The organism is Micromonospora sp. NPDC005291 (genome assembly GCF_040607415.1).
Classification (GTDB): Bacteria; Actinomycetota; Actinomycetes; order Mycobacteriales; family Micromonosporaceae; genus Micromonospora.
On record NZ_JBEXGR010000004.1, the window covers coordinates 393130 to 414796 of the forward strand.

A 21667-nucleotide genomic window follows, 5' to 3' on the forward strand; every position below is an offset into this window, starting at 1 on the left:
CCTACCGGCGGCGCGTCGGCACAGGACCGCGACCGCCGGCCGGACCCGGCCCCCGACGATCCGGAGGGCGGGTCCGAGCGGTGATCCGGCTGTGCGCACCGTCAGTGTCCGTCGCTCAGGGCCGGCAGACTGCGCCGCCGCAGCAGGACCCGGGCCGGTACGGCACCCGCGACCAGCCCCAGCGCCGCGACACCGCCGAGCATCCCCGCATACGTGCCAGCGTTGACGAACACCCGCAACGTGCCGTCCTGCGCTGTGCTGAACGCGCCGACCACGATCGCGGTGACCAGGACACCGAGCGTCAGCCCGACGATGACCGTGATCATCGCCTCGCGTCCGACGAGCCGGTGGAGCTGCCCGGTCGTCGCCCCGGCCAGCCGCAGGTCGGCGAACTCACGACGGCGCGCGGCGGTGGCGATGGCGAAGGTGTTGATGACCGCGATCGCCGTGAAGCCGAGGGAGATGACCACCATGAGTTCCCAGGCGCCCTGCTGGTTCTGACCGTCCCCGGCGGGTGCCGCACCGAGCGTGGGGGTCACCCGCAAGCCGGGCCACGAGGCGGCGATCCGGTCCGGGACGTCACCGCGGTAGCGCAGCCCGACCGTGCTGACCAGGCCGCGCGGGTCGTGTGCCGCCACCAGGTCCGCGGGAAGCGCCAGGTCACCGAAGCCCCGGGCTCGGGCGTACACCCCGGCGAGGCGCAGTTGGACCTGGTGGCCGTCGGCGAGCCAGACCCGCACGTCGTCACCCACCCGCCAGCCGTACTGGTCGGTCACGTACTCGCTGGCGGCGAAGCTGCCCGTGCCCGGCAGCGTCCCGGCGCGTAGATCGAGGTCGAGCGCGGCCTCGGTGCCGGCGACCAGCAGACCCTGCGTCGCATAGTCCTCGGGCTTGCCACCCTGCTCGACGATCGCCCGCGTCGGCAACGTCGCTGCCGCGCCTGTCACCCCGTCGAGAGCAAGGAGCTTTTCGACGGTACTGAGCGGCAGCCCGCCCGGTGCGGTCACCTGCGCCGTCGCGGCTGCGGTCCGGTCCGCCTGCTCCCGCCCGGTCAGTTCGTCCAGCAGGGCACTGTTGAGCAGCATGGTGGCATTGATCGCGAACATGAGCACGAGCGGAACCGCGACCGCCGCGACCCGTCGCCGCTCGGCCCGGGTGACCAGGCCGGCCAGCCAGCCGATCGCGCCGACGCCGACGAGGCGGGACACGGGCGTCGTCAGCACCCGGGCCAGCAGCGGGCCCAGGGCCGCGACGGTGCACAGCAACAGGGCGGACGACACGAAGCTCATGCCCATCCCGAGCGGTCCGTCGAGCGGAACGAAGACGAGCAGGGCGATTGCACCGGCCGTGGTCACCACCGCGGAGGCGGCCCGCAGGACGAGACCACCGGTCGGTGCGTTCGCGGTCTCGGCGAGTGCCTGCGTGGGTGCGATCCGCACCGCTCGACGGCCGGCGACCCGGGCACCGAGGAAGGTGACGAGCATCCCGGCCGCCGTGGCGGCGATGAGCACAATCACGTTGGTCTGTACGACGAACTGGGCCGGCACCGCACCCAACTCCCGGAACCGGGCGGCCACCACATGGGCGAACACCACACCCAGCGGTACGCCCGGCAGCGCGGCGACCCCGGCGAGCAGGAGGCTTTCCACGCCGAGGAGGCGGCGCAGCTGATTGGGGGTCGCACCGGCGGTGCGCAGCAGGGCCAGCTCACGCAGTCGCTGGCGTACGCCGAGCGTGACCGTGCCGGTGAGGACGAAGACCGCAGCGAACGCCGTGATGCCGATGACGAAGCCGAAGATCGAGATGGGACCGATGTAGTCCGGCAGGGCGCCCGGCAGGTCGGCCCGGACCCGGTCGGCACCGGTGAGTACGGGCGCTTCCCCGGCGACCCCTTCGACGGCGTTGCGGAGCGCGACCGCGTCGGTGCCGGGGCTCGCCAGGACGGCCACCGCGGTGGGGCCGGGCAGCCCCGACACCGACGCCACCTCGCTGTCGGCGACGAACAGCGCGCCCTGGGCGGGCAGCCCGTCCCGCCCGGGCGGTGCGGCGACACCGGACACGATCATGGTGTGGACACCGGTCTTCGTGGTGACGACGAGACGGCCGCCCACCGTGATGCCCGAACGGCTGGCAAGGTCGGCGTCGATGACGACCTGACCCGGGCCGGGTGCCTCACCGGTGCGCAGCGAGTACGGGGTCAGCGGTGCCGAGGCCCACCCGTGTCCGATCACGGGAGCGTCGTCGGCACCGTGCAGTGGACGTCCGTCCGGCGTACCTGCCTGGGCCGGGAAGGCGACGTCCGCGACCGCGGCCGCAACGCCCGGAAGGTTGCCCAGCCGGCCGACGAGGTCCGCCGGCAACGAGCCGGCACCCGTGAGCCGCTCGGACTTGACCTTGCGCTTGACCTTGACCTTGTCCTTCTTCTGTTTGGTGGTGACCACTTCGAGGGTGACGTCGCGGTCGCCCGACACGACGATCGACGCTGCCGCGAACCGGTCGGCCGGCGGCTTCGCGGTGAGCACGGAGGCGAGCAGCAGACCGCCGCCGGCGAACAGGGCCACGGCCAGCAACGCGGCGAAGAACGTGCCCGCGTAGGCGCCGCGATGCTGGCGCAGGGTGCCGAGAGCGAGCCGCATCATCGGACGGTCACCGCCATCATCTGCGCCGCGACCTTCTCGGCGGTCGGGTCGGCGAGTTCCGTGACGATCCGACCGTCGGCGAGGAACACCGCGCGGTCGGCCCACGCCGCCGCGGCCGGGTCGTGCGTCACCATGACGATCGTCGTACCGATGCCGTCCACCGCTTCGCGCAACAGCCCAAGCACCTCGCGGCCGGTCGACAGATCCAGCGCCCCGGTCGGCTCGTCGGCGAAGATGACCTCAGGCCGGCTGGCGAGGGCGCGGGCGAGCGCGACCCGCTGCCGCTGACCGCCGGACAGTTGGCCGGGCCGGTCTTTCTCCCGTCCGGTGAGCCCGACGCGGCGCATCAGCTCGGACGCCCAGTCCCGATCCGGTCGTACGCCGGCCAGCCGCTGCGGCAGCAGGACGTTGTTCCAGACCGACAGCGAGTCCATCAGGTTGAACGACTGGAAGACGAACCCGACCCGCTGCCGCCGCGCCTGGGTGAGCCGCGGCTCACGCAGCCTGCCGATGTCCTCACCGGCGAGGAGCACCCGCCCGCTGTCCGGCCGATCCAGGCCCGCCGCGCAGTGCAGAAGCGTCGACTTCCCCGAGCCCGACGGGCCCATCACCGCACAGAACGAACCGGCCTCGAAGGCGACCGACACACCATCCAACGCCCGGACACCGCCCCCGTCGGCATAGGTCTTCGTCACGTCGAGCATCTCGACGACCGGCCCACGAGCGGCGGTCACATCACTGTTTCGCATAACGGAAAGCCTGGTTCAGGCGGCGCTTCCGGAACACACGGCGACCCATGATCTCGGTGGTGGGGAAACCCCTACTGTCGGCGGGGACGCGCTTTGAACTGGGCGAGTGCAGCCTGGACCGGCCAACGCGGTCCACCAACGTCCGGTGCCGTCCAGCATGGACTGCCGCAGAGCCCATCAGCGGCCTGGTGTCCCGAGTACGACGGTGAGGTCTTCTTCGGCCGCCAGCACAACACCGTCGAACTCCATCTGCGCGGCGGCTACTGCGACAGCCCGGTCATTGCCTGGCCAAAAGTGGGTGAGCATCAGTCGGCGGGCACCCGCCCGGCGAGCCCAGAGACCGGCCTCGGTGGAGGTCATGAGATTGCGTACGGGCCGGCCGGCCTCGCCGGCACGGTCGGTTGCCTCGACGATGAACAGATCGGCGTCGCGGCCGAGTTCAGCCAGCAGCGGCGTCGGGCCAGTGTCCCCGGAGTAGGCCAGGACGAACCCGTCGGCCTGAAGACGGATGCCGGTGCTGGGCACGAAGTGCGGCAGTAGCAGTCCCGTCAGATCGAACGGCCCCAGCCGGTAACTGCCGGGCAGAAGGTGCACGTCGAAGACGTCGCGCAAGTCGACGTCGGGCTCCAGGCCGCCGAGCCGGTCGAGCACGCCCGGCGGGCAGAACAACGGCAGTCGTGGTCCAGCAGAACCACCGTAGAGTCGCATCCGGAACAGCCCATGCAGGTCGATGCAGTGATCGGGGTGCTCGTGGGTGATGACCACCCCGTCCACTGCACCGTCTGGCCAGTGCGCGAGCAGCCGCGGCAGCGTGGCGTAGCCGAGGTCCAGCACCAGACGGTAGCCGTCCCAGTCCAGGGCGAAACCGCTACAGGCACGCCCTGGCTCGGGGAAGGCACCACAACTACCCAGCACGGTGACTTGTCGCATCGGTAAAGGATCTCAGCCGGGCAAGCCTTCTCCGCGGCAATGTCGACAAGCTCGCGCAGCTTCTTCCGCTGCCGAACTCCTGGAGGCGAAGGCCTTCTTCGAAGCCGACCTCGCCGACGTCGTCATCCGTTCGCTCTGAGTTCCCGGGGTGCCGGGCCGGGTCGGCGGCGGTCACGGCCGTCTTCCCGTCCAGCTCCCAGCCTTTCGCGTACGCCGCGGCGAACTCTTCCCCGCCCAGCGCAGCTTGACCCCCGGCGGGTGAGCTCGCGGACCTACGCATCGGTGTGGTCGTGCGCGCCCCGCAGCCGGGCGGCGGCCTCGAGCAACACGGCCGACTCGTGCCGCCACCCGCGCGTCGCGGCGAGCGCGGCCGCGTTCACCGTCAGCCCCGGCCTTGTCGCCTGACCTGGGCAGATGCCTTCAAGGTCATTCCGCGCCTGTTCCGCGACCTACGATCGAGCAGCGTGCGTATTGCCAGCTCAGATAGCGTTTCTGCTGAGTATCGAGGTGCCCCCGGCAGGATTCGAACCTGCGACACACGGTTTAGGAAACCGATGCTCTATCCCCTGAGCTACGGGGGCGCGAGGGCCCAGTCTAGCGACCTGGGGGTTCACCTGGGGTGGCAGGGAGTGGCCCACGTCCACCCACGTTCCCCGCACCCCGTTCTCCCAGCCCAGGAGCACACCCCGAAGCACACGAACCCCGGTTTGCGACCGGCGGTCGGCCGCGGTGACCCGCGTTGGCGCCCGTTCACCCGGCTTGGCATCGCCGGGCCGCCCACCAGTCGATCCAGTCGTGGCCGGACTGATCGAGCAGATGACCCGCGACAATCCCGACCGGGTACCTCCAACGGCATGCCGGGCAGACAGGTCGGGGCGGCGGCGGTGGCCATGGCGACGTCGACGGCCGTTCGGGCTGCTGACGTCACTGATCGGCCGGGGGACGGCGGGCCAACCCCCGGGCGGACGCCGTCCGGTCCGTACTAGCCTGTCGCAGTGGCGAGCAATTCTCAGCCGAGCGGCGGGTTCTCCGGCACGCTACGGGCGATCCTCAGTTGCGTTATCGCACTAGCGGTCGGGGCGGGCGCGATCTATGTCCTCGGACCGTGGTCGGTTGAATCGCCCGTGACGACTGACCCACCCCGTGCGTTGGGGGCCCCGGTGAAGGTCGCCGGACGGACGGTGTCCGTGCTCGGTGCGGGGGACATCCTGCTGCACCCCGAGTTGTGGGACCAGGCCCGGCGCGACGGCGGGGGCGAGTTGGACTTCGGCCCGATGCTGGCACCCGTGCGCGAGACCGTTTCCAGCGCGGATCTGGCCCTGTGCCACCTGGAGACTCCGCTGGCACCGCCGGGAGGCCCGTACATCGGCTTCCCGAAGTTCAATGTGCCGCAGGAGGTGGTCAAGGGCATCAAGAACATCGGGTACGACGGTTGCTCCACCGCCTCGAACCACACCATCGACCAGGGGTACGACGGCGTCAAGCGGACCCTCGACGCGTTGGACAAGTCGGATCTGGGGCACACCGGCAGCTACCGGACCGAGCGTGACTCCCGCACTGTCAAGATCTATCGGGCCAAGGGCGTGAAGATCGGGCACATCAGCTTCACCAAGAGCTTCAACGGCCTGCGCCCGCCGGCCGGCAAGGAGTGGGTGGCGAACCTGATCGACGCGAAGGCGATCCGGCGGGACGCGGCGGCGGCTCGGGAGGCGGGCGCGGAGATCGTGGTGGTCAGCCTGCACTGGGGCACCGAGTATGAGCACGAGCCGGACGTCGACCAGCAGACCTGGGCCCGTCAGATCGCCGCCATCGACGACGTGAACGTCGTCTTCGGGCATCACGCACACGTCGTTCAGCCGGTGGAGCGGATCGGCGACACCTGGATCGTCTACGGGATGGGCAACCAGATCGCCCGGCACGCCGAGCCGGTCAACGCCAACCGTGACGGTGCGATGACCCGGGTGACGTTCGGTCCGGCCGGCGAGACGAAAAGGTGGAAGGTGGTAGCCATCGAGGCGATCCCCACCTTCGTTGATCTGAACCCGGACATCCGTCTGGTCGATCTTGAGCGGGCGCTGGCGGATCCAGCCCTGCCCCCCGGGCGGCGTCGGATCTACGAGGCCGCGGTCGAGCGCATCGAGGGCAACCTGTTAACCAGGGCCGCTGACACGGCGGGCCTGGTGGTACGCGGCGTACCCCGCAAGTAACAGCCACGTTTCAGGCGACACAAGGGCGAAATCGTCCCAGATCTCGTGGTGGTGCGCCTTGCTAGCATTCGCGGCGGCCGGCGGTCATGCCTGGCCGACGAGCTGGATGGGCAGCGGTCCAGGGAGTAGTTCCACGGGGAAGGTTGCCGTTTCGTGTCAGGCAGGTCGGCGCAGTACGCGCCATGGCAGTCGACGGCTGGGCCCGCAGACGATCATGAACAGCTGCTGGCCTGGCGACGACGGGCGCTCGACCAGCAGTTGCCAGCTGCGGCCTTCCCAGCCGGCACGAGCGCGCCCTCACTGGTCTATCTCTGGACCACGATGTTCGTGGTTGCCATGGCGATCCTCGGGTTCGCGGTCAGCGCCCAGCGCGGGGTACTCCCGGCTGTCGTCGACTCTCAACGTGACGTCGTGTCCAAGCTGGCATCGGGCATGCAGGTCGAAGCCCGCGGCCGGGCGACCGACCTCAGCCGGACGGTGCAGGAACGCGGCACCGCGAGCGACGCCGACCTGCTGGCCCGGCTGGCCGGGGAGGGCGCCGGCTTCACCGGCGCGGTGATCGTTGAGACCGCCTCCCGGCGACCTCTCGCCGCCAAGGGCGCGGCGCTGCCGATCGACCTGCTGCCGCCGGTGCTGGTAGTTGACGAGACGACCGCCGTCACCACGCCGGATGGCCCCATGCTGGTCTATTCCGTCGCGCTGGACGACACCCGGGCGGTGCTCGCGATCCAGCCGGTCACCATGCGGAACCTGCGACTCAACCCCGACGCGGGTCACGGCATCCACATGATCACCCCCGACGGCAAGAGCAGCCTGATGCAGGGAGCCAGTGCCGTCGACGCCGTGCACCTGCCGACGGTCTTCGCCGGCCTGGTCGGGCCCGATTCGCCGCAGAGCCGTGAGGTGGTGGTCAAGGAGTGGGCGGACCGCAGGTTGGTGGTGTCGTCCGCGCCGGTGGGTGAGACCGGGCTCGTGGTCGTCTCCCTGCTCGCCGCGGAGGTGAGCGCGGGGACCTCGGGCACCAAGGGGGTTTTGCTCGGGCTCAGCCTGCTGGTCGTGACTCTGCTCAGCTTCGTACTCATGCGCATGTCGCTGGTCCGACCAGTCCGGGCGCTGCTGAATCAGGCCAAGGCCGACGCCTGCGGCGCGATGACGCGGCGTCGTGCGCCGACGCGCATCCGCGAGGCGCACCGGATCACGCGGGCGTTGGCCCTGACCTCCGGCGACCAGTACCCGGCGGACCAGCGTTGGCGGCCAACCGTCCTACAGGGCCTGACCGTAGCCGTGGTGGTCGCGATGCTCTGGCCGGTGGCGGCCACGGTGCTCGCGTTGCAGGCGCCCGAACCGACGATTCCCGTGCAGTTGGTGCGGGATGCGGAGAGCCGGGCCGAGGAGGCCAGCAACGCCCTGGGACACCTGCTCGATGATGGCCTGGCCACCGTCTCCCGGGTTTCGCAGGGGGTCACCTCGAAGGATCTCGCGCAGGCGGATCGGACACTGGACCGGGAACTCGCCGCCGAGCAGCGGCTTCGGGCGTTGTACCTGGTCGACCGAGACGGGACGATGGTGGCCGGCGCGGGTCGGAAGCCGTTGCGGGCCTTCGCGCCACTGCCGGGCGAGGTCGGCATCCATCTCGACGACACGGCCGAACGGTTGCCGCTGGTGTACGCCTTCAACCAGCGCGCTGACGGCTATGCGGTGATTGGTGAGTTCGACCCTGACCGTCTGCTCGGGCTGGTCCGTCGGGTCGATGGCCGGGTCCGGGTCGTCGACGCCGAGCTGCGGACGATTTTGGATTCGGAGGGCTACCGGGCATTTCAGCCGCTACAGGGCGAGTTGGCCCGAAGCATCGCCGTCGACGTGCTGCCAGGCAGCACGGTTGGCCGGTCGACCACCGAGGATGGCGCCCCGGCGATGGTCGCCGCCTCCGGTCTGACCGTGCCGACGACTGTCGCCCACCTCGAGTGGGCGGTCGTGCTGGAGCAGGACGTTGCCGGGTTGCGCCTGCCGACGATGGTGGAGCGACGCTGGACCTTGCTGGTGGCCGGTGCCGTGGTGGGCATCGCCCTCCTCACTCACGTGTGGCAGCTCTACATCTTCGTCCGGCCGTTGCGGAGGTTGAGTTCCTTCGCCGAGCAGATGAGCGAAGGGACGGTGGAACTGCCCGTTCCACCGCAGCGGCACGACGACATCGGCGCGATCGCGATGTGCCTGGAGATCTGTCGGCAGGTCCGGCACACCGGGTCCGCCCGGTTCGGTGGTGCGCTGCGGCTGCGTGGCGCGGGAGCCGACCGGACCAGCGTCCTCGCCCGCGTCCGGCACGCGGCCGGGACTCGCAGCCGGGCGACGAAAGGCTGAGCATGTTCTACCTCTACACCGTCTACAGTCTCTGCTGCCTCGCGCTCCTGGTGGCTGGCGTGATCGAACAGCGGAACCACAACCGCAACCTCAACACCATCCCGCACCGCGTGCTGGTCAACGGGATCCGTGGCAAGAGTTCGATCACACGACTCTGTGCGGGCGCGCTGCGCGGCGGCGGCAAGGTCGTGGTGGCCAAGACCACCGGCACCGCCGCGAGGTTCATCTTCCCGGATGCCAGCGAGGAGCCGGTACACCGCAAGTTCGGGATCGCCAACGTGGTCGAGCAGATCGGCATCGTCCGGCGGGCCGCCGTCTACCACCCGGATTCGCTGGTCATCGAGTGCATGGCGGTCATGCCGGCGTTGCAGGAGATCAACCAGAGCAAGCTCATCCGGTCCACCATCGGGGTGCTCTGCAACGTCCGCGAGGACCACCTCGCGGAGATGGGGCCGACCCTCGACGACGTGGCCCGGTCGTTGAGCCGGTCGATGCCCGAGGACGGCATCTGCATCACGGCGGAGAAGGACCGGCTGGCGATCCTGGAGAAGGAGGCAGCCAAACGGAACTGCCGACTGATCGCGGTCGACCCCGAGTCGGTGACCGACCAGGAGATGTCGGGCTTCGGCTGGATCACCTTCAAGGAGAACGTGGCCATCGCGCTCGCCGTTGCCGAACAGCTCGGCGTCGACCGGCACAGCGCGCTCACCGGCATGTGGTCGGCGCCGCCTGATCCGGGAGTGCTCTCCGTGGCCCGGGTTCTGTACGGCGACAAGCGCGTCCGGTTCGCCAACATCTTCGCCGCCAACGACCCGGAGTCGACGTACATGAACATTGAGCAACTGGAGAAGCAGCGGCTGATCAGCAAGCCGTTGACGATGGTGATCAACTGTCGACCGGACCGGGTGGAACGAAACGGGCAGATGGGTACGCTCGCCGGCCGGGTACAGCCGCAACGCATCGTGCTGATCGGTGAGATGACCCGCAGCGCCCGGGTCAACGTTCCCGCCGAGTTGCAGAGCCGGGTGGTCGACCTGGGCGGCAAGCTCCCATCGGAGCGGCTGATCAGCGAGGTCATGGCGGTAACCCCGGAGGATGCCTCCATCGTCGCCGTCGGCAACATCCACGGGCAGGGTGAGGTGCTGCTGCACGAGTTGGCCGCCCTGCCGAGCTGGGAACCGCAGGACCGCACCCGTGCCGAATCGATGCTCCGTCCGCCGACCACGCGCAGTTCCGCCGTGGACGGCGAGACCGTGTTCCTGGGAAGGACCTACCGGTGACATTCGGAGGAGAACTCAGCGCTCAGCTGGCCACCGCCTGCCTCGGCATCGGTCTGGTCTTCGCGCTGCTCTGCTATCTGACCACAAACCTCTCGCCCGGCGGGATGATCACGCCGGGCTGGATCGCGCTCGCGCTGATCGAGGACCCGCTCCAAGCCGCGGTGATCGTGGTGATGACTGTCGTCACCTACGCCCTCACCCGGCTGATGCAGCGCACCGTGATCCTTTACGGCAAGCGTCTCTTCGCCGCGATCGTCCTACTCAGCGTCCTCCTCCAGATGACGCTGTTCGTGATCGTCCAACGGGACCTGCCGCTGCTCTTCGCGCACCAGACCCTGGGCTTCGTGGCACCGGGACTGATCGCCTACCAGCTCGTGCGCCAGCCGCCGAAGGCAACCGTGCTGGCCACCGTCATGGTCACCGTCATCACCTACGGGGTGGCGTTCAGCGGCGTCGTGGCCGGCTTCGTGCCGGTCACCTGAGGCCACACACCGACGAGGGACAGGCATGAACTACCGGACTTACTCCCGCAGCCGCGCCATGCTGATGACCGTCGCCGCCTTCGCGTTGCTGAGTGGTGGTAGCACCTTCGCCTACGTCGTCGTCCGGCACACCGCGGCGGATCCGATCGAGCTGAGCCTCGGCGCGCAGGCCGCGCAGGCCGCCGCGCCTACTCGCTCCGGCTACAGCTACCGACGGTTGACCGAGCCGAACCGGACGCAGATGATCGACGCCAAGGGAAAGACCGTCGCGATCATGACCGACGGTTCCCGCACGATGCACATCAGCGGCCCGCAGCGGACGTTCGCCGAGGCACGGTTCACCAAGGCCAAGGTGCCCGCCAATTTCTGGGTGCGACTCGCCCCCCGAGAGTGGCGGGCGGGGGCCGAGAAGGAGAAGTGGTTCACCGACTGGTTCCTCAAGGCCCGCACGGACCGCTCGCCGGATGTGCTGGCGGTGGCCCGGGAGTACACCTACGTCGCCGTGCCGAAGAAGGATGCGAAGGGCCGGCAGTACTCCGGCGACGCCGCCTTCGGGCCACTCTCGGACATCGACCCGGACGGTCGCGCGGAAAACTCCGACTTCTACGACTACCTCGGGGTGCCGTGGGAGTTCCCCGACAAGAAGGAGAAGCCGACAGCGTCGCACATCCGTAGCCTGGACTGCTCGGGCTTCCTGCGCATGGTCTACGGCTACCGGATGGGCTATCCGCTGCTCGGCACCAACAACGCGGGCCCCGGCCTGCCCCGACGGGCGACCGCGATGGCTTCGGTGGGACCAGGGGCGCTGCTCATGCCGAACACCGGCAAGCGGGCCCGGGAGCTGGATCGGCTGCTCCCCGGCGATCTTCTATTCTTCAACGCCGGGCCGGTGCAGGGCGCGAATATCGAGCACTCCGGCATGTACCTCGGCGTGGACGACCGGGGGCACCACCGGTTCATCTCCAGCCGCACCACCGCCAACGGCCCGACCATGGGTGACCTGGGTGGTGAGTCGATCCTGGACGGTACTGGCTACTGGGCCCTGCGCTGGCGGACGGCCCGCCGGATCTGACCTCGACAGCAACCCACCAGCGGGTCAGGCCACGGCGAGCTGTGCCGCGAGCACCGTCGCGACGCGGTTACGGGCCTCGGCCTCCCGCCGGACAGACCAGCTCAGCTCCAGGTGAATGAAGACGGCTTCCAGTGCCGCTGCGGCCCGGCCCTGCTCGTTGGTCTTGCCCTCAAGTTGGCCACACTTCTTCACCCACGCCCGGCAGGTGTTCAGCCCGGCCCCGGAGAGGCCATCCGCGATCCGGCGGGCCACCGGGGTCACCGGAGCCGAACCGGTCGACACCACCGCGTCGGACGTGGGCAGGTTCCGATCGGCAAAGCCGTGCAGTTGGATCTGATCCAGGCCGTTCTTGGCGAACTCGGCCGCCAGGGCGTGGAACAGCGACCGATCGTTGTGGGCAACGTCCGCGTCGCCGTCGGCGGCCTGTCGGTGTGCCCCAGCGACCAGCAGCACGCTGGCCGGCGCCTTCCGGTACAACGCCAGTCCCAGCTTCTCCGTGTTGATGTCGAAGCCGGGGTGCGGCACCTCGATCACCGTGCGCGGGGTCGCGCTCCGGTCCACCAGCACGGCACCCCAGGAACGGTCGTCGGACCCCTCGGCGAGGTAGAGGTCAAACGGTCGACCGGTGACCGGGTCCGCCCCACGGTGAGCCCGGAAGCCGAGGTCGCCGAAGACCTGATCCAGGTCGGCGCCGGCATTCGGAGCGGTGACCAGCGATCGCGCTGCCCGCCGGGCCGCCGCCCGTTCCTCCGTGTCCGGGTCACGGTAGGGATTGTCCCGGGAAAGGCCGGCGGTCAGCTCATCGAGCAGAAGCTCAGGATCAGGCCCTCGCTGCTGTTCAAACTCCGGCTCGGCGTCGGCGCACGCCCCCGACCCGAGCACTGCCAGCGTCGCCGCCGCGAACAGTCCGCGGCGAGTTGAACTCACAGCCGGAAGCGGTGTACGCACCCGTGCAGGCTATCCGATCATGCCCGGGCGTCTGCTCCGGCTCGTCCCGACGCAGTACCGAGCTGACCTGACCCGGCGACAACGACGCCGCACCGACAGCGAAGATGGGGGCGCCCGATCGCACCACATCCCCCGACCTGTCCGATTACGGGGCGAATAGCACCAAAGGCCATATAGGCCAACGAAGTCCTCGCCACGCCTATAGGTTGACGGTTCCGTTCATCCGACGGTTTACCGAGGTGTCGTGTGACTGATGCCGACCTCGCCGATCTCCCAGCGGTTCCCTGCTGGACTCCGCGCCCCGTTCGTGCCGGCCCGAGGCCGACCTGGGCTCGCCTGGACAGGCTCGTGACCCAGTGCCGAGACAGTGGCAATTGAGTGGTCCGCGACCGCATTAGCTCCACAATGGATGCTATGGCCTGATTCCAACCCACGTCATACGCCGAAGTTCGCGTCGATCCCACGAATCGACACCGGAAGATGCCGTCCGGTGTCCCTCAATTCAACGGAAGGGAATCACGTGTTCGCCGCCTACGTAACGATCAACATCCTCGCTTCGCTTTTCACCGCCATCGCCGCCGTCACGTATTTGATCAATCATGCCTACCCCAGGGAACAGATGGAGATGAAGCGCCTGCCGATCTCCTGGATGCCCAGATTGGGCGCGACGCTCGCGGTGGGTTCACTCGGCCTGCTGGCCGGCTTCTCGGTGCCGGTGCTGGGTACGCTCGCCTCGCTCGGCCTCGTGCTGTACTTCATCGGCGCCTTCATCGCCCACATGCGGGTGGGATCGCGCAAACTCGTCGGATGGGCCGTCTTCTTCGTGACCGTCGTGGCCGCTCTCGTGGTGAACCTGGCCTACCACGGCCCCTGGTGATCCACAACGGCTACCGCCGAGACTGCCGGGAACTTGCCACGGACGCGCCGGTCGGTCGACCGGGGCACGGGCCCGTCGGTACGGTGCACGTCTCCGACCTGCACGGCAGCCTGCGACCCGGTGCTGGACACGATGACGTTCCTCAACGAGGTCACGTCGCGCTGTCCGGCCGCGGTCTCGGTCGGCCCGGGCCGGTTCGTCGCGGCCGAGACGGGCTACCCGAAGCTGCTGGGAGAGAGCGGCCCGGCCTGAGCGTGGCGATCGCGGCGGTTCCCGCCATCGACTCCGGTCGAGCCGACCGGTGACGTGCACGCGTAGAGCCCGAAGGGACGACATCACATGCGGGAAGACCACTGTTGGACCGTCACGCCGTGGCGTTTCTCGGACGAGCCGAGAGCGATCGAGGGGATCCATCGGCTGCTCCCCGACGAGGAGCCGTACCGGAGCTGGGCGCACTTCTCGTTCGTCGCTGACAGTGGCCACGTGCACAGCGTCGACCTGCTGGTGGCGACGCCCACCGGGCTGTGCCTGGTGGAGGTGGAGACGCTCCGTGGCCAGGTCCGCAACGTCGGCGGGACATGGCTGCTGACCACCGGCGGCCGGACCCGCGCCGTCGACAGCCCTCGGCGGACCGCCGACATCAAGGCGGCCCATCTGTCGGCCGTGCTCGGCCGGGCGGCGGCGACCCTGGGGCTGCCGGCGCCCGTCGTCCACGGCGCGGTCTATCTGCCGGAGCCGAACCTCGACGTCGAACTGACCCCGGATCAGGCCAACCGGGTGTACGGCCCGGACACCACCGGACCCGCCGGGCTCCCCCGGCTGCACGCCGACCTGCTGAGCCGGCCCGCGCCGCCAGAGTGGGCGGGTGCCGCAGTCGCCGTCTCCCGGGCGATGCCGGAGCTGCTGCGCCTGGGCGGCTGCGCGCCGGTCGAGGATTGGAGCCGGATCGGCACCTGGCAGGTCACCGAGGAACCGATCGAGGTGGCCCCCGCCTGGCAGGACTACACGGCCTGGAGCACGACGCTCGACAAGGTCTCCCGCCTGGTGCGGGTCTACGTGTCCGGCCACTTCGGTGGCGAGCAGCGCCGGGCCCTGCTGGAGGAGGCGACGCTGCGCGAGCACCTTCTGCTGCGCGGCCTCCGGCATCCCGGCATCGTCGAGGTGGTGACGCTGGGCCACCACCGGTCCGGTCCGGCCCTGCTGATGCACCAGGAGCTGCGGGCGCTGCGGCTCGACCACTTTCTCGCGCTGCATGGTGCGGCACTCGACGAGCGTGGCCGGGCCGGCATCATCCGCCAGTTGGGCGAAGCGCTCGCCGAGGCTCACGCGCAGGACGTGCAGCACACCGCCCTGTCGCCGTCGTCCGTCGTCGTCACGCCCCGGCCGCCCCGAGGCGGCACGGTCGAGCAGGGCTGGCTCGACCCCCGGATTCGGATCACCGGCTGGCACGCCGCCGGCCTCGCCTCCGCGTTGGCGAGTCAGGAACCGGCCCACCGCACGTCGCCAGCTGATCGGGCCGGGAACGTGACGGCCGACCTGCTCGGCCTGGCGGCGCTGGCCCGGGCGGTGCAGACCGGCCGGGTGACCGACGACGCGCCGCCACGGCCTGCGGACCTGCTCCCCGACGGCGGCCCGGTCCACCCCTCCGCGGGTATCCCGGATCTCACCGACCGGCTCGTCGCCGCGGTCCGACAGGGCGACGAGATCGAAACGGCGACCGTGGTGACGTCCCTGCGCGATCTGCCGCGACAGCGGGCCGACGAGCTGCGGGCCGCGGTGACCCCGCCCGAACGTCCGTCGTCCATGGTCGCCCGAACGGCCGGCTCCGGCCGGTCGACCGTCTCTCGCTGACGAGGAGAAGCGTGCCGAACCGATTTCTCTACCTGGCCCGACACGGTGAAGCCGTCGACGAGGGTGACCTGACCGCCCGGGGACGGCAGCAGGCGCGGGCGCTGGGGCGACGACTCGCCGCCGTGCCGTTGAGCGCCGTCCACCACGGGCCGCTGCCTCGGGCCACCCACACCGCGGAACTGGTCGGCCGGGAACTTTCGGGCGTTCCCCTGCATTCGTCCCCGGTGGTGGGGGACTACGTCCCGCCGTTGCCCGACCTCGGGGCGCTGCCGGAACCGTACGCCCAGTTCCTCGGCAGCGTCTCCCCGGCGGAGCGCGCCGCTGGCGCCCGGCTGGCCGCAGCCGCCGTCGAGCGGTTCGCCACGCCCGCGACTGTGGAGACCCACGAACTGATCGTCACCCACAACTTCCTGATCGCCTGGCTCGTCCGGCACGCCCTCGACGCGCCGAACGCCCGCTGGCTGGGCCTCAACGCGGCGAACTGTGCGCTAACCGTCATCCTGTACCGTCCCGACCGCCCGGCCGCGCTGGTGGCGTACAACGACGTCAGCCACCTGCCGCCGGACCAGCGGTGGACCGGGCTGCCACCGTACGCCGGGGTGCTGACGTGAGCGAGTGCGCGCTGCCGGCGACCGCTCAAGCGTCGGCGGAGCCGCCCCGGCGGCGTACCGTCGTCCGCGACGCCCTGGCGGTGGGGCTGGCCACCGGCACCTACGGCTTCTCCTTCGGGGCTCTCTCCAACACCGCCGGGCTCTCCACCGCCCAGACGGTCGCGCTCTCCGCGCTGATGTTCACCGGAGCGTCACAGTTCGCCTTCGTGGGTGCGGTGGCCGCCGGCGGCACGCCGCTCGCGGCGGTTTTCCCCGCGGTGCTGCTGGGCCTGCGCAACTCGTTCTACGGCTTCTCCCTGGACAGGCTCCTGCGGCTGCGAGGGCTGCGCAGGCTGGTCGGCGCGCAACTCGTGATCGACGAGTCCACTGCGATGACCATCGGGCAGCGGCGCGCGGAGTTCGCGTCGTTGGCGTTCTGGGCGACCGGCGGATCGGTCTTCGTCCTGTGGAACCTCGCCACGCTGCTCGGTGCCTTCAGCGGCGACATGATCGCCGATCCGGCAGCGATCGGGCTGGACGCCGTCGCGCCAGCGGCCTTCGTCGCCCTCGTCGCGCCGCGGATCCGCACCCGGCCGGCGTGGCTGGTCGCCGCAGCCACCGGCGCCGTTGCCCTCTGCCTCGTCCCGTTCCAGCCCGCCGGGGTGGTGGTGCTGGCGGCCGCGGCGGTGGTGATGGCCGTCGTGACGCTCATGCCCAGGCTCGCCGAGGTGGCCACCGCCGAACGGGGCACGACGACGGAGGTGGACCAATGAGCATGTGGGTGGCGATCCTGCTGGCGGCGGCCGGGTGCTACGCGCTGAAGCTGCTCGGCTTCCTGATGCCGGCCACGCTGCTGGAACATCCGCGGATCACGGCCGCGGCGGCCCTCCTGCCGGTCGGAGTGCTGGTAAGCCTGATCGTCGTGCAGACCGTCGGTGGCAATGAGCGGATCGTGCTGGACGCCCGGCTCGTCGGGGTGACGGCCGCGCTCGTCGCCGTGCTGCTCCGGGCGCCCTTCCTCGTCGTCATCGTCTGCGCCGCGGCGGCCACCGCGCTCACGCGGCTGATCTTCTAGGGCCCGTCCTGGGACGTCGAACGGATAATCCGTTGGGCGAGTGTGCGTTTCGAGAGCACCGAAGGTCGATCCTCTTCCAGGCACTACACCGGGGCTGCATCGAAGAGGAGTTTCCGGGATGGTGTCGTATCAGGGCGCAGCCGCTCGTGGAACTCGTGAAAGAAGGGCCCGGAGAGGAGACGACCATGACGGAGTACCTGATCACCTTCAACGATGAGTGGGTGCCCGACCACACGGCGGAGGAGCTGCGCGAGAAGGGCACGGCCGCCCGGACCGTGCTCGAGGAGATGCTGGCCGACGGTGTCCTGATCTTCACCAACGGCGGGCTCGACCGGTCTACCGCGGTGTGCAGTGTCGAGCCGGTTGATGGCAGTCCCGTCTTCACCGACGGCCCGTACGTCGAGACCAAGGAGCACCTCGGCGGCTTCGCCGTCGTGGACGTGCCCGACGACGCGGCGGCGCGATACTGGGCCGGCAGGCTCGCGACCGTGCTCGACTGGCCGCAGGAGGTGCACCGGTTCCGAGGTCCCGGGCAGGCCCGGCGTAACGGCTCTGGGGAGAAGTGAGCGCAACCGAGGAATCCGTCCGAGCGCTGTTGGCGCCATGACTGGTCCCACCGTCGAGCAGGCGATCACCCGTGTCCACCACGAGGAGTGGGCGCGGGTGGTCGCCGGCCTCGCGCGCCGTTTCGGCGACCTGGACGTCGCCGAGGAAGCGACGGCCGAGGCGTTCGTGGCGGCTGTAGAGCGGTGGCCACGCGAGGGCGTACCGCCCAATCCCGGCGGTTGGCTCGCCACCACCGCGACCCGCAAGGGGATCGATCGGCTCCGTCGCGAGTCGCAGCGCGACGCCAAACACCAGGCGGCCCGGATCGTGTACGACGACACCCCTCCTGAGCCCACCGGCCCGATCGAGGACGACCGGCTCAGACTGGTCTTCACCTGCTGCCACCCTGCGCTCGCGTTGGAGGCCCGGGTGGCGCTCACCCTGCGCCTGCTCGGCGGCCTCACCGTCTCCGAGATCGCCCACGCCTTTCTGGTGCAGGAGACCACGATGGCGCGACGCATCACTCGCGCCAAGGCAAAGATCAAGGCGGCACGCATTCCCTACCGGGTGCCCTCGGCCGACGACATCCACGAGCGACTCGCCGGCGTGCTCGCGGTCGTCTACCTCGTCTTCAACGAGGGGCACCTCGCCAGCGAGGGGCACGAGCCGGTGCGCGTCGACCTCACCGACGAGGCGATCCGCCTCGGACGCCTGCTCCGAACTCTCCTCCCGGACGACGGCGAGGTAGCGGGCCTGCTTGCCCTGATGCTCCTCACCGACGCCCGGCGGTCGGCGCGCGTGTCCCGCACCGGGGAGCTGGTGACCCTCGACGAGCAGGACCGCGGCGCATGGGACCGCACCCTGATCGCCGAGGGCAACGCCCTGGTTCGCGAACGGGTCGAGGTGGTGGCGACCGGTGGTGACCCACCCGGGCGCTACCAGCTCCAGGCCGCGATCAACACGGTCCACACGGATGCCCCATCCGCCCGAGACACCAACTGGTCCACCATCGTCGCCCTCTACGGCCGCTTGGTGCTGCTCGACCCCTCGCCGATCGTGCGGCTCAACCGGGCAGTCGCGGTCGCCGAGGTCGACGGCCCGGGGGTCGGGCTCGCCGAGATCGACCGGCTCGCCGAGGCCCTTGACGGCTACCATGCCTTCCACGCCGCACGCGCCGACCTGCTGCGGCGACTCGGGCGCAGCGGCGAGTCGCGGGCGGCGTACGACCGGGCCATCGGTCTCGCCGGCAACCCCGCCGAGCGGGCCTATCTCACCCGCCGCCGCGACCAGCTCGCCGGCTGACCGACACGTCGAGCCAGCCTGTTCCAGCGCCGTTCGCGGCAGATCAACGCACCTGATCTGGAGGCTTGGCCTTCTGCGGGTAGATCGTCTCGTGGCGGGCCAGCATGGCGACGAACTCGCCGATCTTCCGCTCGCGGGTCTGCGCCCGTTTGACGGCATTGACGCGATGGATGAGAGCGAACTGGTTGGTTCTGGTGAGTACGTCGAACATGGCCTGGGCGGCGGGGTCGGCGGCGATGGCGGCGAGGAGGTCGGCCGGCACCTCGGCTTCCGACGGCGGGGCGTAGGCGGCTGCCCACCGCCCGTCTGCCTGTGCGGCTTCTGCCGCGGCGCGGCCTGGTGGCAGCATTCGCCCCTGCGCCTCCAGTCGGGCCACATGGGCGACGTTGCGTTGTGACCAGGAACTGCGGGGCCTGCGCGGGGTGAACCGGATCCAGGAGGTCTCCTGATCCCGTTTACGGGCCTGCCCGTCGATCCAGCCGAAGCACAGGGCCTCGTCGACCGCCTGCTGCCAGGTCAGCGTGGTGACCGTGCCGCCCTTCTTGGTCAGGGCGAGCCAGACGCCGGGCGACGTGGCGTGGTTGGCCGACAACCACACGCGCAGCGCGTCAGCGTCCGCGACGATCAACTCATCCAGCTCCGCACTCGCCATGACGGTGAGGCTAGGCGAGTTTGCACGGCCTGACCCCATCCCCCCTTAAAGATAGATAGATTTGCATGTCTCTTTGGCTTCGGGTATGAAGGCTGCAAGCACGTCTCGGTGCTGGTTTCTCGGGAGGAGCGACGATGAAACATGCCCTGCGCCGCCTACGAACGGTGGCCGTCGCGCTCGGCGCCGGCACACTCGGGCTGAGCCTGCTGTCAGTACCAGCCGCCGAGGCGTACTCGGTTCAGCCTCTCGCACCCCAATCCGTGCGGGCACCTGAGTCGGACCAGTTCTCGGCCGAGGGCGTCACCACGGTCGGCGAACTCCGGACCATGAACGGCTCGCTGGCCTCCGCCCAGGACGGCCGGACGCAGATCATCCGGCATCCCGGCGCGTCGTACGTCAAGGTGCACTTCAGCGCACTGCGACTGGCCGACGGCGAGTACGTGACCGTGTCGACCCCTGACGGCCGGGAAAGTTACCGGTACGACCGCTACCTGAACCGGGCGACCGGCGCGGACTACACCACCGACGGACAACCGGGCTTCTGGGCGATGTCGGTGGAGGGCGACACCGCAGTGGTGACGCTGCACAGCACCCGCGCCTCCCGCAGCAGCGCCGCGACCATCGACCGGTTCTGGCGCGGCTACGACCGCACGGAGATCGCTGCGCACAACTTCACCACCCAGTCCGTCTGTAGCACCGATGCCCGCCGCGACGCGGTCTGCTACCAGACCAGCCACCCCAACGAGTACGCCCGGGGCAGGGCGGTGGCGCGGCTGCTGATCAGCGGTGGCGGGATGTGCACCACCTGGCGGGTCGGCAACACCAACCGCATGCTGACGAACAAGCACTGTTTCTCGACGCAGTCCGCCGTCAGCGGCAGCGAGATGCAGTTCAACTATCAGTGCGCCACCTGTGGTGGCTCGAACCCCGGCGCCGGCACCAAGGTCAGCGGCGCCACCCTCTACAAGGTGAGCAGCGGCGGCTCCAACCAACTGGACTACACCCTCTACTCGGTGAACAACTTCGCCAACATCCAGACGTTCGGCACCCTGTACCTGGCGACGACCGCCACCACCACCGGCACGCGGATGTACGTTCCGGGCCACGGCGACGGCAACCCGAAGCGGCTGTCGATCTTCGAGGACACCCAGAACGGCGCGAACTGCACCGTGAAGAACGCGAACTACAACACCTGGAACATCAGCTACAGCTGTGACACCTCTGGCGGCAACTCGGGCTCACCGGTGCTGAACGCCAGCCACCGGGTGATCGCCCTGCACCACCTCGGCGGTTGCCCGTCGAACCAGGGCGCGAAGGCACACCTGATCTACAACGAGATTGCCAGTCTGATCGACAACGGCTGACGTCAACGGGCCGTCGGGGCGGATGCGCTCCGGCGGCCCACCGGCGGCCCGTTCACGTCGATCGGGGTGGCCTTACCATCGGACCTAGCTGGCCGGTGGCGGCGGCAGGCGCGCTGAGACCGCCACCGTGAGTCCGTCGGCGCTGCTGTCGACGACGAGGGCACCGCTGAGCCGTTGTGCCAACCACAGGCCGCGCCGCCCGACCTCCGCCGGCCCGGGTAGACGGATCGTCACGTCGTCCAGGCCCGGACCGTGGTCGCTGATTCGGCAGGTCAGCACATCGGCGTCACGACACAGCTGAAGATGGCCGACGCCCCCGCCGTGACGGATGACGTTGGCTACCAGCTCGTGCACCGCCAGCACGAAGTCGTCCAGCTCGGCACCGGTGAGGCCCGCCTCGCCGGCAGCGGCGGCCACAGCATGCCGCAGCCGCGTCAGGTCGGCGGCGGTGATCGCCGCTGACACCAGGCACCCTGCCGTGGCACCAGCGGAGTCGCGCCCACCGCTGACACTGCTGCTCATAGCGCAAGACTGTAGCCGCAGCCCGTGACCCCGGCAGGCACGTCACCGGTCGGCACCGCCCGACGGCCGGCCGGGACCTGAGCCAACCCTGACGAACATCGATCGGCGGCAACCCGGCACGCCTGGGCCGCGATTGGCCGGGTTGGGCGGCGGGTAGAACGTCGCCGAATTGAACCTGCGGGTGGGCCGAGGAGGAGCGGTGGCAGGCAGCAACAATGGACGA

20 protein-coding genes and 1 tRNA gene are annotated in these 21667 nt (G+C 69.9%); 14 read left to right on the top strand and 7 right to left on the bottom strand.

The features are described 5' to 3' along the window. Window positions 1–101: 101 nt before the first annotated feature. The 4 genes from ABZT18_RS08530 to ABZT18_RS08545 form a co-directional block, all read right to left on the bottom strand. The gene (locus ABZT18_RS08530) at window positions 102–2636 is read right to left on the bottom strand and encodes an ABC transporter permease (RefSeq protein ID WP_354995595.1); all 2535 of its coding nucleotides are present in this window, start codon (window positions 2634–2636) and stop codon (window positions 102–104) included. Then, window positions 2636–3388, bottom strand: a complete 753-nt coding sequence (locus ABZT18_RS08535) for an ABC transporter ATP-binding protein (protein WP_354995596.1) — start codon at window positions 3386–3388, stop codon at window positions 2636–2638. The genes ABZT18_RS08530 and ABZT18_RS08535 overlap by 1 nt, the downstream gene beginning before the upstream one ends. A gap of 177 nt (window positions 3389–3565) precedes the next feature. After that, window positions 3566–4318, bottom strand: a complete 753-nt coding sequence (locus tag ABZT18_RS08540; protein ID WP_354995597.1) for an MBL fold metallo-hydrolase — start codon at window positions 4316–4318, stop codon at window positions 3566–3568. Window positions 4319–4826: 508 nt separating this feature from the next. Then, a tRNA-Arg gene (locus ABZT18_RS08545) sits at window positions 4827–4899 on the bottom strand. A 579-nt stretch (window positions 4900–5478) separates the two neighbouring features. Between ABZT18_RS08545 and ABZT18_RS08550 the strand changes: the two genes are divergently transcribed. The 5 genes from ABZT18_RS08550 (at window position 5479) to ABZT18_RS08570 (ending at window position 11717) form a co-directional block, all read left to right on the top strand. Further along, window positions 5479–6525, top strand: coding sequence for a CapA family protein (locus ABZT18_RS08550; RefSeq protein WP_354996691.1), 1047 nt, complete (start codon window positions 5479–5481; stop codon window positions 6523–6525). A gap of 153 nt (window positions 6526–6678) precedes the next feature. Beyond that, window positions 6679–8883 (top strand): HAMP domain-containing protein, encoded by a 2205-nt coding sequence (locus ABZT18_RS08555; protein WP_354996690.1) that lies wholly within the window; start codon window positions 6679–6681, stop codon window positions 8881–8883. 2 nt (window positions 8884–8885) lie between these two features. Next, window positions 8886–10163, top strand: coding sequence for a poly-gamma-glutamate synthase PgsB (gene pgsB, locus ABZT18_RS08560; RefSeq protein WP_354996689.1), 1278 nt, complete (start codon window positions 8886–8888; stop codon window positions 10161–10163). Then, window positions 10160–10645 carry a poly-gamma-glutamate biosynthesis protein PgsC/CapC gene (locus tag ABZT18_RS08565; RefSeq protein ID WP_354996688.1) on the top strand — a complete coding sequence of 162 codons (486 nt, stop codon included), beginning with the start codon at window positions 10160–10162 and terminating at the stop codon, window positions 10643–10645. The genes pgsB and ABZT18_RS08565 overlap by 4 nt, the downstream gene beginning before the upstream one ends. Window positions 10646–10670: 25 nt before the next feature. Then, on the top strand, window positions 10671–11717 hold the full coding sequence (locus tag ABZT18_RS08570; RefSeq protein WP_354996687.1) for an NlpC/P60 family protein: 1047 nt from the start codon (window positions 10671–10673) through the stop codon (window positions 11715–11717). 24 nt (window positions 11718–11741) lie between these two features. Here the strand turns inward: ABZT18_RS08570 and ABZT18_RS08575 are convergent, their stop codons facing one another. After that, window positions 11742–12644 (bottom strand): hypothetical protein, encoded by a 903-nt coding sequence (locus ABZT18_RS08575; protein WP_354996686.1) that lies wholly within the window; start codon window positions 12642–12644, stop codon window positions 11742–11744. Between the two features lie 541 nt (window positions 12645–13185). Here ABZT18_RS08575 and ABZT18_RS08580 point away from each other — a divergent pair. From ABZT18_RS08580 to ABZT18_RS08615, 8 genes are all read left to right on the top strand, one after another. Continuing rightward, window positions 13186–13542 (top strand): DoxX family protein, encoded by a 357-nt coding sequence (locus ABZT18_RS08580; protein WP_354996731.1) that lies wholly within the window; start codon window positions 13186–13188, stop codon window positions 13540–13542. 120 nt (window positions 13543–13662) lie between these two features. Next, a complete protein-coding gene (locus tag ABZT18_RS08585; protein ID WP_354996685.1) occupies window positions 13663–13794 on the top strand; it encodes a hypothetical protein in 132 nt (43 codons plus the stop codon). 87 nt (window positions 13795–13881) lie between these two features. Continuing rightward, on the top strand, window positions 13882–15393 hold the full coding sequence (locus ABZT18_RS08590; protein ID WP_354996684.1) for an NERD domain-containing protein kinase family protein: 1512 nt from the start codon (window positions 13882–13884) through the stop codon (window positions 15391–15393). 11 nt (window positions 15394–15404) lie between these two features. After that, a complete protein-coding gene (locus ABZT18_RS08595) occupies window positions 15405–16004 on the top strand; it encodes a histidine phosphatase family protein (protein ID WP_354996683.1) in 600 nt (199 codons plus the stop codon). Further along, window positions 16001–16756, top strand: coding sequence for an AzlC family ABC transporter permease (locus ABZT18_RS08600; RefSeq protein ID WP_354996682.1), 756 nt, complete (start codon window positions 16001–16003; stop codon window positions 16754–16756). The genes ABZT18_RS08595 and ABZT18_RS08600 overlap by 4 nt, the downstream gene beginning before the upstream one ends. Next, on the top strand, window positions 16753–17058 hold the full coding sequence (locus ABZT18_RS08605; RefSeq protein ID WP_354996681.1) for an AzlD domain-containing protein: 306 nt from the start codon (window positions 16753–16755) through the stop codon (window positions 17056–17058). The genes ABZT18_RS08600 and ABZT18_RS08605 overlap by 4 nt, the downstream gene beginning before the upstream one ends. 185 nt (window positions 17059–17243) lie before the next feature. Continuing rightward, window positions 17244–17624 (top strand): YciI family protein, encoded by a 381-nt coding sequence (locus ABZT18_RS08610; protein WP_354996680.1) that lies wholly within the window; start codon window positions 17244–17246, stop codon window positions 17622–17624. A gap of 37 nt (window positions 17625–17661) precedes the next feature. Further along, window positions 17662–18906 (top strand): DUF6596 domain-containing protein, encoded by a 1245-nt coding sequence (locus tag ABZT18_RS08615; protein ID WP_354996679.1) that lies wholly within the window; start codon window positions 17662–17664, stop codon window positions 18904–18906. A 43-nt stretch (window positions 18907–18949) separates the two neighbouring features. Here ABZT18_RS08615 and ABZT18_RS08620 read toward each other — a convergent pair whose 3' ends face one another. After that, window positions 18950–19558 carry a YdeI/OmpD-associated family protein gene (locus ABZT18_RS08620; RefSeq protein ID WP_354996678.1) on the bottom strand — a complete coding sequence of 203 codons (609 nt, stop codon included), beginning with the start codon at window positions 19556–19558 and terminating at the stop codon, window positions 18950–18952. Between the two features lie 134 nt (window positions 19559–19692). Here ABZT18_RS08620 and ABZT18_RS08625 point away from each other — a divergent pair, with 134 nt between their 5' ends. Beyond that, window positions 19693–20922, top strand: a complete 1230-nt coding sequence (locus tag ABZT18_RS08625) for a trypsin-like peptidase domain-containing protein (protein WP_354996677.1) — start codon at window positions 19693–19695, stop codon at window positions 20920–20922. Between the two features lie 84 nt (window positions 20923–21006). Here the strand turns inward: ABZT18_RS08625 and ABZT18_RS08630 are convergent, their stop codons facing one another. After that, window positions 21007–21444 carry an ATP-binding protein gene (locus tag ABZT18_RS08630; RefSeq protein WP_354996676.1) on the bottom strand — a complete coding sequence of 146 codons (438 nt, stop codon included), beginning with the start codon at window positions 21442–21444 and terminating at the stop codon, window positions 21007–21009. Between the last annotated feature and the right edge of the window lie 223 nt (window positions 21445–21667).